The 19,737-nt window shown below is 66.7% G+C and carries 19 protein-coding genes; 7 read left to right on the forward strand and 12 right to left on the reverse strand.

The window, feature by feature from the left end; genetic code table 11:
- Positions 1-75: 75 nt before the first annotated feature.
- The 5 genes from QMX83_RS04880 to QMX83_RS04900 all read right to left on the reverse strand — a co-directional run bounded on the left by QMX83_RS04880 (position 76) and on the right by QMX83_RS04900 (position 4,604).
- Positions 76-441, reverse strand: coding sequence for an MGMT family protein (locus QMX83_RS04880; protein WP_282295533.1), 366 nt, complete (start codon positions 439-441; stop codon positions 76-78).
- A complete protein-coding gene (locus QMX83_RS04885; protein WP_282295534.1) occupies positions 438-1,352 on the reverse strand; it encodes a DMT family transporter in 915 nt (304 codons plus the stop codon). The genes QMX83_RS04880 and QMX83_RS04885 overlap by 4 nt, the downstream gene beginning before the upstream one ends.
- The gene (gorA, locus tag QMX83_RS04890) at positions 1,349-2,704 is read right to left on the reverse strand and encodes a glutathione-disulfide reductase (protein WP_282295535.1); all 1,356 of its coding nucleotides are present in this window, start codon (positions 2,702-2,704) and stop codon (positions 1,349-1,351) included. The genes QMX83_RS04885 and gorA overlap by 4 nt, the downstream gene beginning before the upstream one ends.
- Before the next feature lie 72 nt (positions 2,705-2,776).
- Positions 2,777-4,009, reverse strand: coding sequence for a DUF418 domain-containing protein (locus QMX83_RS04895; RefSeq protein ID WP_282295536.1), 1,233 nt, complete (start codon positions 4,007-4,009; stop codon positions 2,777-2,779).
- A gap of 115 nt (positions 4,010-4,124) precedes the next feature.
- Positions 4,125-4,604, reverse strand: coding sequence for a peptidylprolyl isomerase (locus QMX83_RS04900; RefSeq protein WP_282295537.1), 480 nt, complete (start codon positions 4,602-4,604; stop codon positions 4,125-4,127).
- A gap of 73 nt (positions 4,605-4,677) precedes the next feature.
- Between QMX83_RS04900 and QMX83_RS04905 the strand changes: the two genes are divergently transcribed.
- From QMX83_RS04905 to QMX83_RS04915, 3 genes are all read left to right on the forward strand, one after another.
- On the forward strand, positions 4,678-5,253 hold the full coding sequence (locus QMX83_RS04905; RefSeq protein WP_282295538.1) for a C40 family peptidase: 576 nt from the start codon (positions 4,678-4,680) through the stop codon (positions 5,251-5,253).
- A 131-nt stretch (positions 5,254-5,384) separates the two neighbouring features.
- On the forward strand, positions 5,385-6,161 hold the full coding sequence (locus QMX83_RS04910; RefSeq protein ID WP_282295539.1) for a C40 family peptidase: 777 nt from the start codon (positions 5,385-5,387) through the stop codon (positions 6,159-6,161).
- A gap of 254 nt (positions 6,162-6,415) precedes the next feature.
- Complete coding sequence (locus tag QMX83_RS04915; protein ID WP_282295540.1) at positions 6,416-7,753, forward strand: sigma-54 dependent transcriptional regulator; 1,338 nt, start codon at positions 6,416-6,418, stop codon at positions 7,751-7,753.
- Positions 7,754-8,040: 287 nt separating this feature from the next.
- Here QMX83_RS04915 and QMX83_RS04920 read toward each other — a convergent pair whose 3' ends face one another.
- The 7 genes from QMX83_RS04920 to QMX83_RS04950 all read right to left on the reverse strand — a co-directional run bounded on the left by QMX83_RS04920 (position 8,041) and on the right by QMX83_RS04950 (position 15,229).
- Positions 8,041-9,336: a hypothetical protein gene (locus QMX83_RS04920; protein WP_282295541.1), complete on the reverse strand. Its 1,296-nt coding sequence runs from the start codon at positions 9,334-9,336 to the stop codon at positions 8,041-8,043.
- Positions 9,337-9,378: 42 nt separating this feature from the next.
- On the reverse strand, positions 9,379-10,113 hold the full coding sequence (locus QMX83_RS04925; RefSeq protein ID WP_282295552.1) for a hypothetical protein: 735 nt from the start codon (positions 10,111-10,113) through the stop codon (positions 9,379-9,381).
- A 59-nt stretch (positions 10,114-10,172) separates the two neighbouring features.
- Positions 10,173-10,868, reverse strand: a complete 696-nt coding sequence (locus QMX83_RS04930) for a C39 family peptidase (protein ID WP_282295542.1) — start codon at positions 10,866-10,868, stop codon at positions 10,173-10,175.
- 137 nt (positions 10,869-11,005) lie between these two features.
- Positions 11,006-12,427, reverse strand: a complete 1,422-nt coding sequence (locus tag QMX83_RS04935; RefSeq protein ID WP_282295543.1) for an adhesin — start codon at positions 12,425-12,427, stop codon at positions 11,006-11,008.
- Positions 12,428-12,483: 56 nt separating this feature from the next.
- Complete coding sequence (locus tag QMX83_RS04940) at positions 12,484-13,113, reverse strand: hypothetical protein (RefSeq protein ID WP_282295544.1); 630 nt, start codon at positions 13,111-13,113, stop codon at positions 12,484-12,486.
- Positions 13,110-13,649 (reverse strand): hypothetical protein, encoded by a 540-nt coding sequence (locus QMX83_RS04945; protein ID WP_282295545.1) that lies wholly within the window; start codon positions 13,647-13,649, stop codon positions 13,110-13,112. Before QMX83_RS04945 ends, QMX83_RS04940 begins: the two co-directional genes overlap by 4 nt.
- 242 nt (positions 13,650-13,891) lie before the next feature.
- Positions 13,892-15,229 (reverse strand): dicarboxylate/amino acid:cation symporter, encoded by a 1,338-nt coding sequence (locus QMX83_RS04950; RefSeq protein ID WP_282295546.1) that lies wholly within the window; start codon positions 15,227-15,229, stop codon positions 13,892-13,894.
- Between the two features lie 150 nt (positions 15,230-15,379).
- On the opposite strand from QMX83_RS04950, the gene QMX83_RS04955 reads away from it, so the two are divergent.
- From QMX83_RS04955 to QMX83_RS04970, 4 genes are all read left to right on the forward strand, one after another.
- On the forward strand, positions 15,380-17,083 hold the full coding sequence (locus QMX83_RS04955; protein WP_282295547.1) for an alkaline phosphatase: 1,704 nt from the start codon (positions 15,380-15,382) through the stop codon (positions 17,081-17,083).
- Between the two features lie 96 nt (positions 17,084-17,179).
- Entirely contained in the window at positions 17,180-18,466 is a 1,287-nt protein-coding gene (tilS, locus tag QMX83_RS04960; RefSeq protein ID WP_282295548.1) for a tRNA lysidine(34) synthetase TilS, read from the forward strand.
- Between the two features lie 36 nt (positions 18,467-18,502).
- Positions 18,503-18,763, forward strand: coding sequence for an exodeoxyribonuclease VII small subunit (locus QMX83_RS04965; protein WP_282295549.1), 261 nt, complete (start codon positions 18,503-18,505; stop codon positions 18,761-18,763).
- Complete coding sequence (locus QMX83_RS04970) at positions 18,753-19,631, forward strand: farnesyl diphosphate synthase (protein WP_282295550.1); 879 nt, start codon at positions 18,753-18,755, stop codon at positions 19,629-19,631. The genes QMX83_RS04965 and QMX83_RS04970 overlap by 11 nt, the downstream gene beginning before the upstream one ends.
- Positions 19,632-19,737: the final 106 nt, after the last annotated feature.

Below are 19,737 nucleotides of genomic sequence, written 5' to 3' on the forward strand. Positions count from 1 at the left end.
CTTTGGAACCGCAGCCATCATAGTAGAGCCGGGCTCTGCCCGGCTGCTTTTGGCCCCCGCCCGGCAATGCCCGATTCAACCCGGCCCCCACATCGCCGCGTCCAGGTCATCTCCGCTGCCGCGCGGCATGTGCTTGACCCGGCCACGTTCCATCACCACCCCTTCCGCCCGCAGACGCTGGTTCTGTTCGCGCCAGCCCCGCGAGCCTTCTGGCATGGCGATCCGTCCGTCCGAGCGCAGCACCCGATGCCAGGGCAGATCCGGGTCGTCATTCATGCCCAGTACGCGCGCGGTGAGCCGTGCTCGCCCGGGCAGGCCGGCCTTGGCGGCCACCTGTCCGTAGCCCATCACTTGGCCGCGGGGGATGGCGCGAATGACCGCCAGAATGCGTTCGCGCGCCTGCGCCGCGGCGTCCTCACCGTCGGTGGCAGCGGGCTTCACGCGCGGACGCGACTGACCAGCAGCACGCCGACCAGCACCAGTGCCGTCCCCAGGATCTGCCAGGGGCCCATGGGTTCGTCGAGCAGCCATAGACTCATCACGATGGTGGATACCGGGCCGAGCATACCCACCTGCGCGGCCAGCGACGAGCCGATCCGCTTCACCGCCAGCATGATCGCCGCCACCGGCAGCACCGTGCACACGGTGGCGTTGATCAGCGACAGCCAGTAGACCGGCTCAGGGGCCTGCAGCAACGCCGGCAGCGGATGCAGGACCGCAAAATGCAACACACACAGCACGCAGGCCACGCAACTGGCGTAGGCGGTCAGGCGGATGGCCCCGATGCGTGCCACCACCTGCCCGCTGCCGAACAGGTAGAGCGCATAGCTGAGCGCGCTGCCGAACACCAGCGCACTGCCGAGCAGGATGCGCCCACCTTCCATCTGCAGGTCATGGCCGAAGGCCAGCAGCACGCCCAGATAGCTCAATCCGAGCGCCACCAGCTGCCAGCGCCCCGGCTTTTTCTTCAGCAGCACCAGGCTGATCAACAGCACCAGGGTGGGGTTGAGATACAGGATCAGACGTTCCAGGGTCACGCTGATGTACTGCAGGCCCTGGAAGTCCAGCAGGCTGGACAGGTAGTAGCCGGTGAAGCCGAGCCACAGCACGCGTCCGCGGTCCGCCCAGGACAGCGCGGTGGCGCGCCGTGCCGACCACACCGCCAGCAGGGCGAACAACGGGAACGCCATCAGCATGCGCAGCGCCAACAGCGTAGTCGCGTCCACGCCATGGCGATAGCCGAGCTTGACGATCACCGCCTTGCCGGACGCGGTGATCGCGCCGACGGCGGCCAGGGCGATGCCGGAGGCGGCGATGCGGGGTGACGATGTGGGCAATGCGTGTGGGTTCATCGCATCAACACAACTTCTTCGGCGCTGGTGGGGTGAATCGCCACGGTGTCGTCGAAGCAGGACTTGGTCGCCCCCATCTTCACTGCCACGGCGAAGCCCTGCAGGATTTCATCGGCCCCGTCGCCGAGCAGGTGGACACCGACCACGCGTTCTTCTTCGCCCACGCAGACCAGCTTGAACAGGCTGCGCTGGCTGCCATTGGCCAGCGCCTGCAGCATCGGGCGGAAATTGCTGCGATACACCCGCACGTCGTCGAAGCGCGCCCGCGCCTCTTCCTCGCTCAGGCCGACCGCGCCCAGCGCCGGGTGCGAGAACACCACGCTGGCGACGTTCTCGTAATCCATCTTCGCGTGCGGCTGGTCGCCGAACAGGCGGTCCATCAGTTTGCGCGCGGCGGCAATCGCCACCGGGGTCAGCCCGACCTTGCCGGCAATATCGCCCACGGCGTACACATTGGGCACGGCGGTGGTCTGCCAGTCATCGACTTCGACCTCGCCCTTGTCGCCCACCACGATCCCAATCGCCTCCAGGCCCAGGCCCGCGCTGTTGCCGCGGCGACCGGTAGCGAAGAACACCTCGTCGAACCGGCCGTCACGCGGGCCATCGTGCCCGTAGGCAATCACCGCATCGCCATCGCGACGAAGCTCGCGCAGGCGATAGTTGAAATGCACCTTGACGCCCTGATGGCACAGATTGTCGGCCAGTTGTGCGGTCAGCTCGGCATCGAAGCGCTCCAGCAGGCGCTCACCGCGTACCAGCAGGGTCACGCGACTGCCCAGCGCCTGCAGCAGGCCCGCCAGCTCCACCGCGATATAACCGCCGCCCACGATGGCGACCTGGGCCGGTGCGCCGCACAGATGGAAGAAGTCGTCCGACACCTTGCCCAGCTCCGCGCCGGGAATGTCCGGGCGCTGCGGATGCGCGCCGGTGGCGATCAGGATGTGTGCGGCGCTGATACGCACGCCGTCGCTGCATTCCACGGTATGCGCATCCACCAGCCGGCCCTTGCGCGGCACGCGCACCACGTCGTTGTCGTTCAGGCGCTTGAGGTAACTGGCATGGATGTTGGCGATGTAGGCCTGGCGATGCACCACCAGTTCCTTCCAGTCCAGCGCAGGACGCGTCGGCACGTCAAAGCCGAGGGCCGCTGCCAGCCCGATCCGTTCGGACAGGTCCGCCGCCAGCCACATCGCCTTCTTCGGCACGCAGCCGACGTTGACGCAGGTGCCGCCCAGCTCACCGGGTTCCATCAGGGCCACGCGGCGTCCGTGCTGCGCGGCGCGGAACGCGGCCGCCAGTCCACCGGAGCCGCCGCCCAGCACGATCAGGTCATAGTCGTATTGCATGTGCATTGAAAACCTTCCACCGGAAATGCCGCCGGCAGCATGCCACGGCGCAGGGCACGTCCAGCGTGAGCATGTGCATCAGTGCGTGCCAGCGGTGCGACGCAGAGGCGGCCAACGGCCGTAGGTGATGGCCCGCCACAACCATTCCAGTGGACCAAAACGGAAGTGCCGGAGCCAGATCTGTGCGAACACGACCTGCAGCGCGAACAGCACCAGCGCGAACGGAATCTGCCACGCGCGGGGCAGGCTTTCGAAGGCCCCCAGCCCATACCCGTAGAACACCCACGTACCGACCAGCGACTGCACGATGTACTGGGTCAGCGCCATGCGACCGACCGGAGCCAGCCACCGAAGACGCGCGCGCAGGTGCACGATCCACGCCAGGTAACCCAGGCACATCAGCAGTCCGGCCACCGAAGACAACGCGTAGGCGAACCCGCTGGCAGGCGTGAACGTTCCGGGTGCCACGTAAGGCACCCAGTGCGCGCTGACCAGCATCAACACCAGCCCGGCCGGCCCTGCACCCCAGCGCAGCCGGCGATACATTGCATCGAAGCGTTCCGGCGCACTGAACGCGCCACTGCGGGCTAGGCCGGCACCGATCAGGAACATGCCGAGCACTTCCGGCCCTACCACCAGCATGCCGCCCAGATTCACCCGCATGTCGTGGACGCGCTGCACGACCGCGTCGGTCCAGCTGCCATGGGCATAGGCCTGGCGCTGCAGCTCCACTGCACGTTGCCCCGCTGCCGCCGCTTCCGCCAGCGCGGTGTTGCCCGGTTCTGACTGTACGGCCATGTTGATCACCAGCCCCATGGTCACCATCAACGCGGCCGAGAACAGGTAGGTCAGCACGCCCAGCGCGGGCAGCCAGCGCGGTGGCGCTTCGCGGAACGCCAGCAACGGCAGCGACATCAACGCATACAACACCAGGATGTCGCCCGACCACACCAGCAGTGCATGGCACAGGCCGATCAGCAGCAGGCCGGCGCTGCGCCGCAGGTAGAACGGAGTGAACTCGCGTCGCGCCGCTTCGGCGCGCTGGGCCATGATCGCAAAGCCCGCACCGAACAGCAGCGAGAACAGGGTGAAGAACTTGCCCTGCACCAGCACGTAGATCAGCGCATCGGCCCAGCGATCAGCGCCCTGCCAGTGCGGATCGATACCGGTGAAGGCCAGGTCGATCGGACCACTCAGTGCTTCCATGTTCATCAGCAGGATGCCCAGCAGGGCGACCCCGCGCAGGATGTCGATGACCTCGATACGGTCACTGCCGGTCACCGGCTGCAGGAGAGGCGCAACAGAGCTCACAGGATTCACAGGGCACTCGCGGAGCAGGACGGACAGTGTTGCGTAAAACGCAACGGCCCGCAGAACGCGGGCCGTTGTCGTGCCGGGCCATGCCCGGCATTAGCACCGTATGGGCTTAGTGCTGGTGACCGCCGTCGCCGTGCACGTGGCCGTGCTCCAGCTCTTCGGCCTGGGCTTCGCGCACGTCCACGATCTCCACCGAGAAGTGCAGGTCCTTGCCGGCCATCGGATGGTTCAGGTCGACGTCGACCACGCTCATGCCGACCTTTTCAACGGTGACCGCACGCGGGCCGAAGTTGGTCTGCAGCACCACCTGCTGGCCCGGGACCAGCTTGGCATTGCCGAAGTGCTTCTTCGGCACGCGCTGGGTCAGGCCCTCGCGGCGCTCGCCGTAGGCATCAGCGGCCTTGACGTCGACTTCGAAGCTGGCACCGGCTTCCTGGTCCATCATGGCGTTTTCCAGGCCCGGAATGATGTTGCCATGGCCGATCAGGATCGCCAGCGGCTCACGGTCCTTCGAGCTTTCGATCGGGTCCTGGCCCTGCTCGGCCACGGTGTAATGGAAGCGGACGACACTGTCTTTTACGATCTTCATACGGAACTCTTGTGCTGAGGCTGCCGGGGCAGACGGGTGGGACGGGTTGTCGCCCGCCGGTTACGCCGCCATCATGGCGACTTCCAAGGCCGCGCATTATCCGGACATCATGCTGCTGACGCCAGTTTCGCGCTTGACCCGACTGCCAGCCCAGCTGGCGCTGATCGCCGTTCTGGCCCTGCTGGCCGCCTGTGGCGGCGGTAAAACCACCCGCCCGTCCGCGCCGCCAGCCTCGGCCCAGGTCTGGCCGACGGTGGCCCCGAACAACCCGCAGGCCGCCAACGCGGTGCTGATGCGCGCCATCGGCCTGGTCGGCACACCCTACCGCTACGGCGGCAACACCCCCGAGTCCGGCTTCGACTGCAGCGGGCTGGTGACCTATGTCTACCGCGAGATGGTTGATCTCAAGCTGCCGCGGACCTCGCGTGACCTGGCCGCCGTGCAGGGCCCGAAGATCGACCCCAAGCGCCTGGCGGCGGGCGACCTGGTGTTCTTTGGCAATCGCGGCAACGTCTTCCACGTGGGTATCTACGTCGGCGAAGGGCGCTTCGTGCATGCCCCAAGCACCGGCGGGACGGTGCGCCTGGACTCGCTGGGCGGCAGCTACTGGAAAGACCACTACACGGGCGCGAAACGCGTTCTGCACTAAGCTGAACTGGGCCAAGGCTCGAAAGTGTGACGTACATCACGCGTCGTTAAACGAAAAATTAACGAAATTTGTACCTAATCACACGCTTTCCACGGCATCATCACCCATCGTTTTTATTCAGTGACCGCCGCGTGACGACAGCCGACCTGATGTGCCAAGGCCAGACCGCCACCCCCCGGCGTATCACCCGCCCCGCTCTTTTCGCTTTTGTCCTCTGCCTGGCCAGTGTTCCGGCCTGGGCCCAGAGCGCTCCGACGGCCCCCGCCGACGCCGCTGCGATCACGGTCGCCAGCGTGGCTGAAGCCCCGACTGCCGTCGCCAAGCCCAAGGCAGAAGCCCCGGTCCGCAGCAAGGCCGACGCCGCCGCCAGCGCCACCCTGGCCGCCCTGCTGCCGCACCTGGCGGCCAACGACACCATTCCGCTGATGGACCGCTCGGCGATGGTCGCCGGCGACCTGAGCCGCCTGCTGGCCAACTACGACGCTTCCAGCGGCACCATCGTGGCCGCTGACCCGGCCGAAAACGGCAAGGTCCAGTCGGTCCTGCGCCGCGCCATGACCCTGCTGGGCACGCCGTACCGCTGGGGCGGCACCTCGCCGGACAGCGGCTTCGACTGCAGCGGGCTGGTCGGCTATGTGTTCCGTACCGCCCTGGGCATCGAGCTGCCGCGCGTCTCGCGCGAAATGGCCCGCGACGGCGAAGCCCAGCTGATCAATGATCGCAACGCGCTGGCCGCCGGCGACCTGGTGTTCTTCGGTCGCAAGGGCCGGGTCGACCACGTCGGCATCTACGTCGGTGAAGGCCGCTTCCTGCATGCACCGAGCACCGGCAAGGACGTCCGCGTGGACAGCCTGATCACCGGCTACTGGGGCGGCAAGTTCATGCAGGCGCGTCGCGTCGAGCTCTGAGCCTCGCGCCCGTCCGTAGCTGAATCCTGAAGGCCGCTGCTCCGCAGCGGCCTTTTTCTTTGTCCCGGTGATGGCCGTTGTGGGGTTGATCGCGCGTTGTTGTTTCTGTTCCCGGAGCATTCCCGGCTTCGAGGTTGCAGGCTGCACAACCCACTCCGCCCCCACGGCGGGGCGGTGGTACCCGGCGTGGGGCGGCACGCCGGGTAGCGCTGGACAGGAGACTCCGCCCGGATACCTTTCCGTGAAGGTGACGCATGGCGGCAGTCCCTGAAATTCCGGCCCGGTGTGTGATCTGGTTTGGGCAACCGTTGGCAGCAGAACGCGCGGCGCTGGCCGCCGCAGGCTGGCAGGTGCGTGGCGTGGCGACCGATGGCGCAGTGGCCATCGGCATGCGCGGCAACGACCTGGTGGTCGGGCTGCTGGATCTGCGCTGCGTGGCTGCGCACCACCTTCCCCATCTGCAGGCAGTGCTGGACCAGCATCGCCATCTGCGGGTGCTCGCGATCCTGCCCTCCGGCGCGGCGGCAGTACACCCGCAATGGCAGCCGCTGCTGGCCTGCTGCACGGAAACCTTCAGCGCGCCGCTGGATGCCGCGCGGCTGGTGCAGCGACTGCAGGAGCTGGGTGACGAGCAGCATCTGCAGCCGCCGTCGGGGGCACAGGCACTGATCGGCGAGAGCCCGGTGCTGCAGGTGACCCGGGCGGCGCTGCGCAAGTTCGCGCCGGTGGAACTGCCGGTGCTGATCACCGGCGAGACCGGTACCGGCAAGGAACTGGCGGCGCATGCCCTGCATGCGCTGTCGTCACGGCACGCGCGACCGTTCCTGGCGGTCAACTGCGGGGCGATTCCGGCGGCGCTGGTGCAATCGGAGCTGTTCGGCCACGAACGCGGTGCGTTCACGGGGGCGGCAAGCCGCCGGCTGGGCCTGTTTGAGACGGCCAGTGGCGGGACGGTATTCCTGGATGAGATCGGCGACCTGCCTCTGGATGCGCAGACCAACCTGCTGCGGGTGCTGCAGGAGGGCACGATCGAGCGGGTGGGCAGCAATCAGCCGCTTGCTGTGGACGTGCGGGTGATCGCGGCCACGCACGTGGACCTGGAGCAGGCGGTGGAACGCGGACAGTTCCGTCGCGACCTGTTCTATCGCCTGAACGTGTTGCGCCTGCCGCTGCCGGCGCTGCGCGACCGGGGCAGCGACATCACGCTGCTGGCGGAACATTTCCTGGCCAGCTTCCGCCAGCGTCACGTGACCCGTGCGCGCGGCTTCAGCAGCGAGGCGCTGCAGGCGATGCAGCAGTTCCGTTGGCCGGGCAACGTGCGCGAGCTGTTGAACCGGGTGCAGCGCGCGGCGATCGTGAGCGAGGCGGAACTGATCACAGTGGCGGATCTGGAGCTGGCACCGGATGCGATCGAGGTGCCGCAACGGCTGCTGCACGATGCGCGCCAGGCCGCCGAGCGCGATGCCCTGCTGCGCGCCCTGCGCCAGAACGACTTCAACATCACCGCCTGCGCACGCACCATGCAGGTCTCCCGCGTCACCGTCTACCGCCTCTGCCGCAAACACCAGCTCGCCCTGCCAGAGTTGCGCTGACGGCGTGCGATTGCACGATCTACGTAGAGCCGGGCTCTGCCCGGCTGCTGTTGGTTTTTGGCGAACAGCCGGTGGCCATCGGTTCCGTGTGTTGGCGGATCGGTTGGGTTCCGAGGGGTTTGTGGGCCCGGTAGCGTCGGTCGACAGACGACGGCACTGGAACCACCAACACGCGGTAACGCATGACCCCAAAACGAAGAAGAGCCCCCTTCGTGTTAAAGGGGGCGCGCCAAAGGCGGGGGGATAAGGTGGAATGCGCGACCGTATATGTTGTGGAGCCTCCGGCTTCACAACATATACGGAATCTTGAACGCCAACGTAAAGTCCGGCGCATCCGGCGTCAGGCCGATGCCCAGAATGCTCACCAGCGTGGTGTTGCGGTTGAGTGCGTAGGTGATACCCAGGTTGAGCGTGGCCGCGTTGGCGTCGCTGCCGATCACCTTGACCCATTGCCCGCCCTTGTAGCGCGTGGAGGCGCGACGGCTGAGTTTGTCGCTGAAGGACATGCTCAGGCTGGTGCGTTCGTTGAACGCAAACGCCACACCGGCACCGAAGTAGACCGAACCACCCAGCTTCACGTCGCCGGGATTCACCGTATCCGGATTCCCATCCAGGTCGTCGAAGCTGCCTTCAAACGAATGCACGTAGCCGATGTTGGCAAACAGGATCGCCGGATCGGCCGTCTTGACCGCGGACAGGCCCAGACTGGCCTGCCACACGCCGTTACCGGTGGCCTGGTCACCCGGCACCGCGAAACGGATGAAGTCATCTTCGTCACGCTCCAGCACTTTCCAGTCCACGCCATACGGCTCCTGCCCGGTCGGCGCGGTCACGCCGACGTTGAGCACGGTTTCCGGCCAGCGCCCCTTTTCCTGGTTGAGGCGGAAGTTGCCGCTCAGGGTGATGTCACCGAGACCGTTGCCGGTGGTTTCCTCCTGCGCGATGGCGGCGGCCGATCCGCCGGCTCCACCCTTCTGGAACACGGTCTTGCGTGCCAGGTAAGGCACGTCCAGATTCAGTGTCATGCGCGGGGTGACGCCCCAGCGCGCGGCGAGGTTGTAGGTCAGCGTGTCCGATTCAACGTTTTCAATGGCGATGTTGCCAAGGAAAATCGCGTCCAGGGCGAGGAAGCCGTTCAACGTGACCTGCTTGCGGTCGTAGCGCGCGTAGCTGAGGCTGTTTTCCACGGTGAAGCGGCGGCTGAACAGTGTCGCGGTCTGCTGCTTCACATCGTCCACGCTGCGCTTGGAGGCCTGCTGGGCCTGCTGCGCTTCGGCGGCGCTGCTGGCGTATCCCTCGCCGCTGGGCGGGGTGGTCGCGGCGGCCACCACCGGCGGCGGTTCGGCAGCCGAAGATGCCGGACCTGTTTTTCCGGCGAGGCGTGCCTGCATCGCCTGCACCTGCATGTCCAGCTCGCGCAAGCGGCGCACTTCCTGCGCGTAGTTCGCCTTCAAGGTTTCAAGTTGCTGGGCCAGCGCCTTGATGTCAGCCTCGTCGGCCGGCGCGGTCTGCGCCTGTACACCGGCCGAAGCGATCAGAGCCAGCGCCGCCAGCGCCAGCGGAGTCATCCGATATGTGTGCATTGCCTTGATCCACGGTTGTGGTGACGCCCCCCACCCGGCCGTTTACTGGCCGGGTCCCATGCCAACGCCACGGACCATGTTCATGGCCTGGGCCACGTTCTGGGTCAGCGGCGCATTGCTCGCCAGGGTCTGCCGCACCAGTTCGATCTGCATGCGGTTGGTGACGGCCTGGCCGTCGCTGCTCAGCGCGATGGTCTGACCGACGCTGCCGTTGCGGATCCATTGCTGGACCGCGCCGACGCCTTCGATCTTCAGCTGCACCTGGGCGTTGTTGCCCTCCATCTGCGCCACCGCGCTCACGCCGCCCTGCTGGGCGGTGGCCGTGGTACTTGCCGGTGCCGTCTGCTCGGGCGGTGCGCTGCCTTCGCGGACGTTGAGCTGGGTGCTGTTGCTGGCCACGTTGTTGTCGCCGGCGACCTGGATGGCCTGGGTGACCCCGGCCACGTTCTGCAATCCAGCCGATTCCACGCTGCGGCCCGGCGTGGCCGGTAGCGGTGCGTCGGCGGCCGTGACCGTCACGCTGGGCGTGAAACTCACTTTCGGCGCAGCGGCGCTGTGGGTAAAGTCCATGCCCAGGGTGAGTGCGCTTTCGGCGGCCTTCGAACCGGCTTGCCACTGCGAGATCATGGTGACGCCGAACCAGGCCACGCTGTTGCCGTTGACCGTGTAGCGACCACGCATCAGGCTCAGCTCAGGATCGGGAATCTCGCTCAATCCCTTACCGGCTTTCTGCTGCCCTGGGGCAGCGGGCGCATCGGCGGCGTAGGCAGGTGCCATGCCGAGCAGGGCCAGCATTACCGCACTTCGCGTCCATGGGGTGATGTTCATGTTGCCTCCTAAAGCAGGTCGGCGTGGGTAAAGCCGAAATCCACCAGTTCCGCTTCGGTGATCGGCCCCTGCCGGGCGTACAACGAACGCGCACTCGGGCGTTCGCCAGGCTGCAGCAACACCGTGTTGCGATTGAAATCGCTACCGATCACGATGAACACGGCGCGGGACGGCCATGTCTGCAGAAATTCTTCGACGGGAATGCTGCGGTTGCCCAGGATCGGGTCCGCCAGGTCCACCACGTCGCCACGGACCTGCTTGAGCACCACGAAGTGGCGGAAGCCACGCACATCCATCAGCACCAGACCGGGCACGCGAAGCGAGCGCAGTCGCTCTTCATTGACGCGGTAACCGCGCCCGCGCATGCCCAGTGATTCGACATAGCGCTTGATGTCCAGCAGCGAAAAACCACGCTGGTGGACCAGCTCGGGGTCGGAGACCCCCATCATGCCCTCGATCACCGTGGCTTCGTCCGCCTCCAGGTTGTAGGCGTAACGCAGGATGGTGGCCAGGGCGGCCGCGCCGCAGCTGTAGTCGGTGTGCTGCCGCACCAGGTTGCGGAATTTCCGCTCCTGCATGCTTTCCACCTGCTGCGAGAACAACGCGCCATTGGGCAGCACGCCGCTGAAGGCGACGTCACCGGCCTGCAGCCGACTCATCGGCAGCAACAGCAGCAGTACACAGAGCAGACGGCAGAACGACATCGGCGTGGCTCCAGGAAAAGGAAGGAGCCCCTGCCCCAAAGGGGGAGGATGGAACAGGGGCTCCCGGGGAGCCCGGCCATTGGCGGATGACCGGGTTTGTTGCGCTCAACGCGTGTTGCTTGCGAAAACGGACAGACTTACTCGCCCGGGCCACCCGGGCCAGCCGCCGACGGCTGGGCCACGGCCAGCGCCAGGCTGTTGGCCTGCAGGTTGCCGGTACCGGCAGCGACGTTCACACCGATGTTGCCGCTGGCACCGCGGAACGCATCACCGGAGAGCGAGGCGTTGTTTTCGGCGCGTTCGACCACCCAGCGGGTGGTGGCAACGGTGCCGCTCAGGCTGGCACGCAGATCGGCATAGCCGACTTCGCCGAAGGCCAGCACGCCTTCTTCTTCGGTGTCGAAGCCGAAGCCACCGACGCCTTCCCGGTTCGGGTTCTGCACCGCGCCCTGGGTTTCGTTGTCGAAGTCGATATGGCCGGTCGAGTTGCCGCCCGAGTGCGAACCGCCGGTCCAGCTGTCGGCATACAGGTTGGACGACTGGTAGGCGTTGCCGGTGCCGCGATAGCCACCGACACCGATGGCGGCGGTGCCGCCGCGCACCGTACCACGCAGGGTGACTTCGGTGGTGTCCTGCATGCGCTTGACGTAGCCTTCGTTGCTGACGCTGTTGCCTTCGGAGATCTGCTTGGAGGCAATGCTGGCCGTGGCCATGCGGGCCGTCGATACCGAAGCGGCGAGCGCGTTCTTCTGCTCGTTGTTGTTGCCGGCTGCGCTGTTGACACCGATGTTGCCGGTGGCACCGCGGAAGGCATTGCCGCTCAGGCTGGAGTTGTTGACCACGCCATCATTCCAGGTGCTGTTGCCGGCACCGTACTGGTCGACATACACCTGGGCATCGGACATGCCGAAGGTGAACGAGGCATCGGCGGCCGACAGTGCAGCAGCGTTGTCCTGAGCGTTGTTGTCGCCGGCAGCGGTGTTGAAGCCGAGGTTGCCGGAGGCATTCTGGGCCACGTTCTCGCTGATCGACGAGTTGTTCTCGAGGAGCTCGTTTTCACCTTCGTTGTTCATCACCGACTGACGGTTGTCGATGATGGCGATGGCGGCGGAGTTGACCTCCAGGTCACCGGAGACGGTCGGACGACCACGGAACTTCACATCAGCGCCGACCTGCAGATCGGACTCCAGGTTCACATCCACGCCGTGGTTGTTCTTTTCCTGACGCTCGTCAGCCTGGATGTTGCTGTGCTTCTGCACGTTCTCGTTCACCGTCACGTTGCGGGTGTGGTTCACGCTGCGGGTGTCGGTGCTGGTGTTGCTGCTGGTGTTGGTGGTGCTGGTGTTGCGGATCTTGGTCCGCGAATCCCAGTCGTTGCGGATGTTGGTATCGATGTTGGTATCGATATCGGTATCGATGTTGGTGTCGATATCGGTATGGATGTCAGTGTCGATGTGGGTATCGATACGGGTATCGATATCCGGTCCATTGTGGCGGGGGTTTGCGGCTACCGACGCAGAAGCAACGGCGATGGCCAGCGCCAGTACGGTCCTTTTCATGGTGGTATTCATGTTGCCCTCTCTCTCATCACGGACTATCGGGTGGGTGGAACGATTCACGGGGTGGACTGCACGGAGATGCCAAGCTGGTTGGCGGTGACATTGCCCGAGCCCGCGATCTGATTGAGTTGCAGAACACCGTCAAAACCCCGCAGCGCCGAGTCCTCCACTGCGACGCTGCGGGTACCAGCCGCTTTGCGGCTGTTGGCGAGGTCCTGCCCCCCTGCTGACGCGAGTGCCCCCGAAGCCGCGAGGGCCTCGTCGTCGGACTCGCGTATGCCCTGTTGCGCCAGCGTGGCAGTGACGACGTTGACCGTCGCATTGCCGATGCCGCTGGCCTGATTGATCATGGCGACACCGGTGGCTCCATTCAGAGCCTGGCCGCCGATGCTGGCGCTGGCGTCCAGCGGCCCCGCACTGACACGGTTGCCGGACTGACGCTGACGTACATCGATATCGGTGGTGGCGATTTCGCCGCTGGCCATGCCGAGCAGGTTGGCCTGCTGGTTGAGGTCGCCAGCCACCATGTTCACAGTGATCGCACCGTCGGCGTTGCGCAGTGCGCTGCCGTCCATGCGGGTGTGGTTGAGATAGCTCAACATGGCACCGTAGTCGTCGGCCTGCTGTGCGGCGACCGACAGTGGCAGCAGCGCGGCCACGACAAGGCAGGAAATCCAGCGCTTCATTTGCCGGGCCCACCTGCAGGCTGCCCGCCCAGCGGGAACTGTGAAAGCGCGCCGCGCACCGTATCGCCGATGCCGCGGGTGGCGTTGCCGACCGCGCCCATCGGCGCGCTCATGCTCTGGGTCAGGCCGCTGCCCGACAGCACGCCGTTCTGCGTGACCTTGCCCAGGGTGGCATTGACCGTGCCGCCGGTGACCCGCTCGACCGTGGTCTGCTGATGGCCGCTCGCACCCACGCCAGTGTTGGAGCCCATCGAGGCGAAATCATCGTCGCCCAGTTCATCCATGCCGGTGGAGGTGCCCAGCGCGGCAGACACCTCGCGGTTCGGCGACGGGTCTGCGATCAGCGCGATGCCCGGCGGTGCGGGGCGATAGGCCGTACGTGCGGAGACATCACGCAGCAGCACCATTTCACCTGGCTGCGCCTTGACCCCCGTGCGTGCGCCAGAGGCGTACGCGGCGGTCGGCAGCAGCATCATCAGGGCAACCAGCCCAATGACGGTGCGTGCGAATCTGCTGTCTACGGCAACGCTGTCCATCGCGATCTCCCGAAATCATGCGGGAGAGGTAGAGCAGCATTCGTGCCAACTCCGGAAAGCCCGTCGCGACAGGCGATTGGCGTATTCGAGGAGCGGTCAGCGCAACAGGGGTGTTACACCCGACCCCTTCTTCACGACGGCTGAACACGCGCGTGCAGGATGCGCAGGCCTTGATAACAACGGTTTAACGCCGGGTGTATCACCGCCGTTACACCCGGCGATACACCCGTTACACCCCGCAGTCAGCTGCCGGAGCGAGGCTCGGCTGCCGCTTCGTCCACACCCACGTTGGTGGCGGGATTGTTGTAGACCTGCTGATCCAGCAGCCCGGTTTCCTTGGCCACCAGCACCGGCACCAGCATCTGGCCGGTCACATTGGTCATCGTGCGCATCATGTCGAGGATGCGGTCGATCGCATACAGATAGCCAATGGTTTCCAGCGGCAGGTTGGCCGCGCTGAGTACCACGGTGGCCATCACCACGGCGGTACCCGGAACGCCCGCCGTGCCGAAGCTGCCGAGCACCGAAGCAATCAGCACCACCACGTACTGTTCCGGCGTCAATGGCACGCCGGTGTACTGGGCAATGAACACCGCACACAGCGCGGGATAGATCGCGCCACACCCGTCCATCTTGATGCTGGCACCCAGCGGCACCGCGAACGAGGCATAGTCCTTGTTCACCCCGAGATTGTGGGTGATCGAGCGCATCGCGACCGGCATGGCGGCGAAGCTGGACGAGCTGACAAATGCAACCTGCATGCCCGGCGATGCGCCACGGAAGAACTTCAGCGGATTGAGCCCATGTGCCAGCAGCAGGCTGCCGTACACCACCACGATATGCAGCGCACAGGCGATGTACAGCGCCAGCACGAAGTTACCCAGCGGCAGCAGCTTCTCGAAGCCATAGCTGCCCACCAGCCCGGCGATCAGGCCGAAGGTGCCCAGCGGGGTGACCTCAAGCACGAAGCGCGTGATCTGGATCATGATCTCGCTCATCTGCCCGGTCAGCTTGCGTGCCTCGGCAACCTTGTCACCGAGCTTGACCATGGCAAACCCGATCAGCCCGGCGAAGAAGATCACCGGCAGGATCGAACCGCGGCCGGCCGCGAGCACGGTTTCGCCCGCCGCATTGACCCGGGTACCGATCCCGCTCAAGGCGTAGAACACATTGGACGGGACCACGTCCATGATCACCTTGACCACGCTGGGCACCTCGCGCGGGGTGTAGCCGTGGTCCATGCTCAGGCTGAGATTGCCGGTGCCGGGCTGCATGATCGTGCCCACCGCCAGGCCCACGCACACCGCCAGCGCGGCGGTGACGATAAACCACAGGAAGGTGCGCCCGCCCAGTGCCGCCACGGACTTCTGTCCGTGCAGCGAGGAGATCGCGTTGATGACCGCGAAGAACACCAGCGGCACCGCGATCATCTTGATCAGGGTGACGTACAGGTCGCCCAGCGGGCCGAACCAGGTTTCAGCGGCCGGGCCGAGCAGCCAGCCGGCCAGCGCACCCAGCACGAAGCCGCCAAGGACGCGTTGCCAGAACGGGATCCGCAGCCAGGCAGAGACCAGCGACATGAGCATTCCAGGGGAGAGTGATACAGCCCGTCACAGTAGCTGAACCCGCCCCCGGGAACGAGGTACCGCAGGGGGAATCAGCGTGTCATCGGCGTGCCTTTCTCGGTTCTGCATAATGAACGTCCGTTTCACATCGAGATGACTGCGTTCATGTCCCGCTTCACGCCCCTGGTCGCCGCCCTGGCCACCACCCTGCTGGCCGGCTGCGCCAGCACCGCGCCCTCCTCTTCCGCCCCCGCTGCTGCCGTGCAGGTCCAGGTGCCCGTGGTGGCCCACCCGGCCGGCGAAACCCCGCAGTGGTGGTACCGCAATGGTGCGTCCCAGGCCGCCAGCCACGGGGCCATGGCCGGCAAGGCGAAGAACGTGATCCTGTTCCTGGGCGATGGCATGAGCCTGACCACGGTGGCCGCCGCGCGCATCTTCGAGGGCCAGCGCAAGGGCAGCTCGGGTGAAGAAAACCTGCTGTCGTGGGAGCGCTTCCCGGCCACGGCGTTCAGCAAGACGTACAACACCGATTCACAGACGCCCGATTCTGCCGGCACCATGACCGCGATCACCACCGGCGTGAAGACCCACATGGGGGCCATCGGCGTGAGCGCCGGCACCCGCAGCGACTGCGCCGACAGCCTGAACAAGGGGCTGCTGACCTGGTTGCAGCTGGCCGACAGCGCCGGCATGGCCACCGGCATGGTGTCCACCGCGCGCCTGACCCACGCCACCCCGGCGGCCACCTATGCGCATTCCCCGGAACGCAACTGGGAAAACGACACCGACCTGAGCGAGGCCGCCAAGGCCGCCGGCTGCCAGGACATCGCCCAGCAGCTGCTGTCGACCTCGCGCTACGGGCGTGGCCCGCTGGTCGCACTGGGCGGCGGTCGCGCGCAGTTCACCACCATTGAAGAAACCGACCCGGAGTACGACGACAAGGTTGGCCTGCGCCTGGACGGCCGCAGCCTGGTCAACGAATGGAAGCAGGCCCACCCGCAGGGTGCCTACGTGTGGAATGCCGAGCAGTTGAAGGCGGCCGCCAACGCACCGGCCCTGCTTGGCCTGTTCGAGCCGGACCACATGCGCTACGAGATCGAGCGCAAGGACGATCCGTCCGGTGAGCCCAGCCTGGCCGACCTGACCCGTGCGGCGATCGCCAACCTCTCCCGCCACAGCGAAGGCTATGTGCTGATGGTGGAAGGCGCGCGTATCGACCACGCCAACCACAGCGGCAATGCCTATCGCGCCCTGAGCGATACCGTGGCGATGTCCGACGCGGTGCGTGCGGCGGTCGAGGCGACCTCGGATCAGGACACGCTGATCATCGTCACCGCCGACCATTCGCACACGCTGAACTTCGTCGGCTACCCGGCGCGCGGCAACCCGATCCTGGGCAAGGTCAAGGACAAGGGCGGCGAAGACGGCGCGGGTGCGCTGGACCTGGCCCGCGACGGCACCGGCCTGCCCTACACCACGCTCAGCTATGCCAACGGCCCGGGTTTCACCGGCCAGACCAACCAGCAGCCGGCGGGGCCGAAGACCTACCCGCACGGCCCGAGCAGCTTCGACCCGGTCAAGGGCCGTCCCGACCTGACCCACGTCGACACCGAGCATCCGGATTACATGCAGGAAGCCCTGGTGCCGATGAAGAGCGAGAGCCATGGCGGCGAAGACGTGGGCATCTGGGCGCGTGGCCCCGGCAGCCAGGCGATCCGCGGCACGCTGGAGCAGAACACGATCTACCACATGATCGTGCAGGCCACCCCGCGCCTGCGCCAGCGCCTGTGCGACGCCGGCACCTGCGACGCACAGGGCGTGCCGGTGGAACTGCCCAACGGCAAGGCGTTCGAACGCAAGGCCGATTGACCGTCCATGCATCGCCACGTGGTCCGTGGCGATGCATTCGATGTGAATGCACATTCTCCGATGGCGGCGGTCCACCAGACCGCCGATACTGCCTTGATGAGCGCTGCCCTGCCCCCACCGCCCGATCTGCCGACCCCGGTACTGGTGGGCTTCAGTGGTGGGCTGGATTCCACCGTGCTGCTGCACTGGCTGGCGCAGTCGCCGGTACAGCGTGCCGCTGGCCTGCGCGCGGTGCACGTGCATCACGGCCTGCAGGACGGTGCCGATGCCTGGGCCGCGCACTGCGAAGCCATCTGCAGCGCATGGGGGCTGCCGCTGAGCGTGGTCCGGGTCCAGGTCGCGCATGACAGTGGCCAGGGCCTGGAAGCCGCAGCGCGCACCGCACGCCGCGAGGCCTTCGCCCGGGTGCTGCATGAACATGAACATCTGGCCCTGGCCCATCACCGTGATGACCAGGCCGAAACCTTCCTGCTGCGCGCGCTGCGCGGCTCCGGCGTGGACGGTCTGGCCGCCATGCGCTCGCATGCGCCCTTCGCGTCCGGCTCGTTGTGGCGACCGCTGTTGCAGATCCCGCGCACGGACCTGCGCGCATACGCCTTGGCCAACGACCTGCTCTGGATCGAAGACCCCAGCAACAGCAGCGACGCGGCGGATCGCAACTTCCTGCGTCTGCATGTGATGCCCCTGCTGGCGCAGCGCTGGCCGCAGGTGGACGCCAGTTTCGCCCGCAGTGCCGACCTCGCCGGCCAGTCGCAGCGGCTGCTCGACGCCGCCGACCATGAAGCGCTGCGCCGCTGCGTGCTGTCGCCGGGCGTGCTCGACTGCAGCCGGCTGCTGCGACAACCGCGCGAACGTCGCGCGCGCCTGCTGCGCCAGTGGGTACGCAGCTGCGGTCAACCGCCCCTGCCGGCCGCCGGAATCAAGGCGATCGAGCAGGAACTGCTGCGCGCCGCCCACGATGCCGACGCCCAGTTCGCCTGGCAGGGCGCGCGCATCCGCCGTTGGCGCAACCAGCTGCATCTGTTGTCCGCCGCGCTGGCGTTGCCGTTGGACTGGAGCGTGCACTGGGAGGGACGCACGCCGCTGTCCCTGCCCGATGGCGGCGAACTGGTGCTGCTGGGACGCGACCGGCTGGATACCCCGGTGCAGGTCACCGCACGGCGCGGCGGCGAGCGCATCCAGTTGCCGGGCCGCCGCCATTCGCACGCACTGAAGGACCTGCTTCAGCACAGCGGGTTGCCGCCGTGGCAACGTCGCCAGCTGCCGCTGCTCTACGACGGCGGCACCCTGCTCGCGGCAGGCGACCGGGTCATCGCCGCGCCACTGCAGCAGTGGCTGGATGAACACAGTGCCCGCCTGCAGTGGACGCCGGGCGTGGCGTGAATTGACCCCATCGGGCTGGCGCATCACACTTGCGGCATGCCCAAGAAGTCCCCCACTGAAGCGTCCCCGGTCGCCCACTTCGAGCAGTCGCTGGAAGAACTCGAGCAACTGGTGGAAAAGATGGAAACCGGCGACCTGAGCCTGGAACAGTCACTCAGCGCCTACGAGCGTGGCGTGGGTCTGTACCGCCAGTGCCAGCAGGCGCTGGAGCAAGCCGAACTGCGCGTGCGCCTGCTCAGCGACCCGGCGCGCCCGGAAACCGCCGAACCGTTCGACCCGCCCAGCCATGACGGCTGAGCTGACGTTCGCGCGCTGGCGCGACCGGATTGAAAGCCAGCTCGACGCCAGCCTGCCCTCGCCTGAAGCCGCCCCGCAGGGGCTGCACCGGGCGATGCGTTATGCGGTGCTGGGCGGCGGCAAGCGCATGCGGCCCCTGCTGGTGTACGCCGCCGGCCAGATCTTCGGCGCGGACGAACATGCGATGGATGCGCCGGCGATGGCGGTGGAGCTGATTCACGCCTATTCGCTGGTACACGATGACCTTCCGGCGATGGATGACGATGCCCTGCGTCGCGGTCGACCGACGGTGCACATTGCCTTCGACGAAGCCACCGCGATCCTGGCCGGCGATGCACTGCAGACGCGCGCGTTCGGCTTGCTGGCCGATGCACCGTTGCCGGCGCTGCTGCGGGTGCACTGCCTGCAGGCCCTGACGCATGCGTCGGGTGCAGCGGGAATGTGCGGCGGCCAGGCGCTGGATATCGACGCCACGGGCAGGCTGCAGCCATTGGCGGACCTGCAGCACATGCATGCGCTCAAGACCGGCGCGCTGATCCGCGCGGCGGTGCGCATGGGCGCGCTGTGCGGTGACGCGCCGCAGAGCGACTTGAATCAGCTGGATGATTTCGCCAGCGCACTGGGCCTGGCGTTCCAGGTCCGCGACGACATCCTGGACGTGGAAGCCAGCTCCGAGCAGCTCGGCAAGACTGCAGGCAAGGACCAGGCCCAGGCCAAGTCCACCTTCCCGGCCCTCCTGGGCATGGACGGTGCCAAGGCCGAACTGGCCGCACTGAGCCAGCGCATGCACGACAGCCTGGCCGGCTACGACGAACGCGCCGACGCACTGCGCGCACTCGGCCGGCTGGCGGTCGAACGGAATCACTGATTCCCTGGCTTCGCGGGTCGGGATGGGTTTGCGGGGGACGCCGTGAACCCATCCATGGGGGCTTGGTCGCCGCATCCATGCGGCTCACACCCCCGCAAACCCACCC

Origin of the sequence: Stenotrophomonas sp. PS02289 (assembly GCF_029960115.1) — a bacterium.
In the GTDB taxonomy this organism is placed as follows: Bacteria; Pseudomonadota; Gammaproteobacteria; order Xanthomonadales; family Xanthomonadaceae; genus Stenotrophomonas.

Coding starts and splice junctions, on each gene's coding strand:
- QMX83_RS04920 (WP_282295541.1), bottom strand. CDS start 9,336: ATGCACACATATCGGATGACTCCGCTGGCGCTGGCGGCGCTGGCTCTG.
- QMX83_RS04965 (WP_282295549.1), top strand. CDS start 18,503: ATGCCCAAGAAGTCCCCCACTGAAGCGTCCCCGGTCGCCCACTTCGAG.
- QMX83_RS04935 (WP_282295543.1), bottom strand. CDS start 12,427: ATGAAAAGGACCGTACTGGCGCTGGCCATCGCCGTTGCTTCTGCGTCG.
- QMX83_RS04940 (WP_282295544.1), bottom strand. CDS start 13,113: ATGAAGCGCTGGATTTCCTGCCTTGTCGTGGCCGCGCTGCTGCCACTG.
- QMX83_RS04950 (WP_282295546.1), bottom strand. CDS start 15,229: ATGTCGCTGGTCTCTGCCTGGCTGCGGATCCCGTTCTGGCAACGCGTC.
- QMX83_RS04915 (WP_282295540.1), top strand. CDS start 6,416: ATGGCGGCAGTCCCTGAAATTCCGGCCCGGTGTGTGATCTGGTTTGGG.
- tilS (WP_282295548.1), top strand. CDS start 17,180: ATGAGCGCTGCCCTGCCCCCACCGCCCGATCTGCCGACCCCGGTACTG.
- QMX83_RS04900 (WP_282295537.1), bottom strand. CDS start 4,604: ATGAAGATCGTAAAAGACAGTGTCGTCCGCTTCCATTACACCGTGGCC.
- QMX83_RS04930 (WP_282295542.1), bottom strand. CDS start 10,868: ATGTCGTTCTGCCGTCTGCTCTGTGTACTGCTGCTGTTGCTGCCGATG.
- gorA (WP_282295535.1), bottom strand. CDS start 2,704: ATGCACATGCAATACGACTATGACCTGATCGTGCTGGGCGGCGGCTCC.
- QMX83_RS04885 (WP_282295534.1), bottom strand. CDS start 1,352: ATGAACCCACACGCATTGCCCACATCGTCACCCCGCATCGCCGCCTCC.
- QMX83_RS04905 (WP_282295538.1), top strand. CDS start 4,678: ATGGCGACTTCCAAGGCCGCGCATTATCCGGACATCATGCTGCTGACG.
- QMX83_RS04970 (WP_282295550.1), top strand. CDS start 18,753: ATGACGGCTGAGCTGACGTTCGCGCGCTGGCGCGACCGGATTGAAAGC.
- QMX83_RS04925 (WP_282295552.1), bottom strand. CDS start 10,113: ATGGCACCTGCCTACGCCGCCGATGCGCCCGCTGCCCCAGGGCAGCAG.
- QMX83_RS04945 (WP_282295545.1), bottom strand. CDS start 13,649: ATGGACAGCGTTGCCGTAGACAGCAGATTCGCACGCACCGTCATTGGG.
- QMX83_RS04955 (WP_282295547.1), top strand. CDS start 15,380: ATGTCCCGCTTCACGCCCCTGGTCGCCGCCCTGGCCACCACCCTGCTG.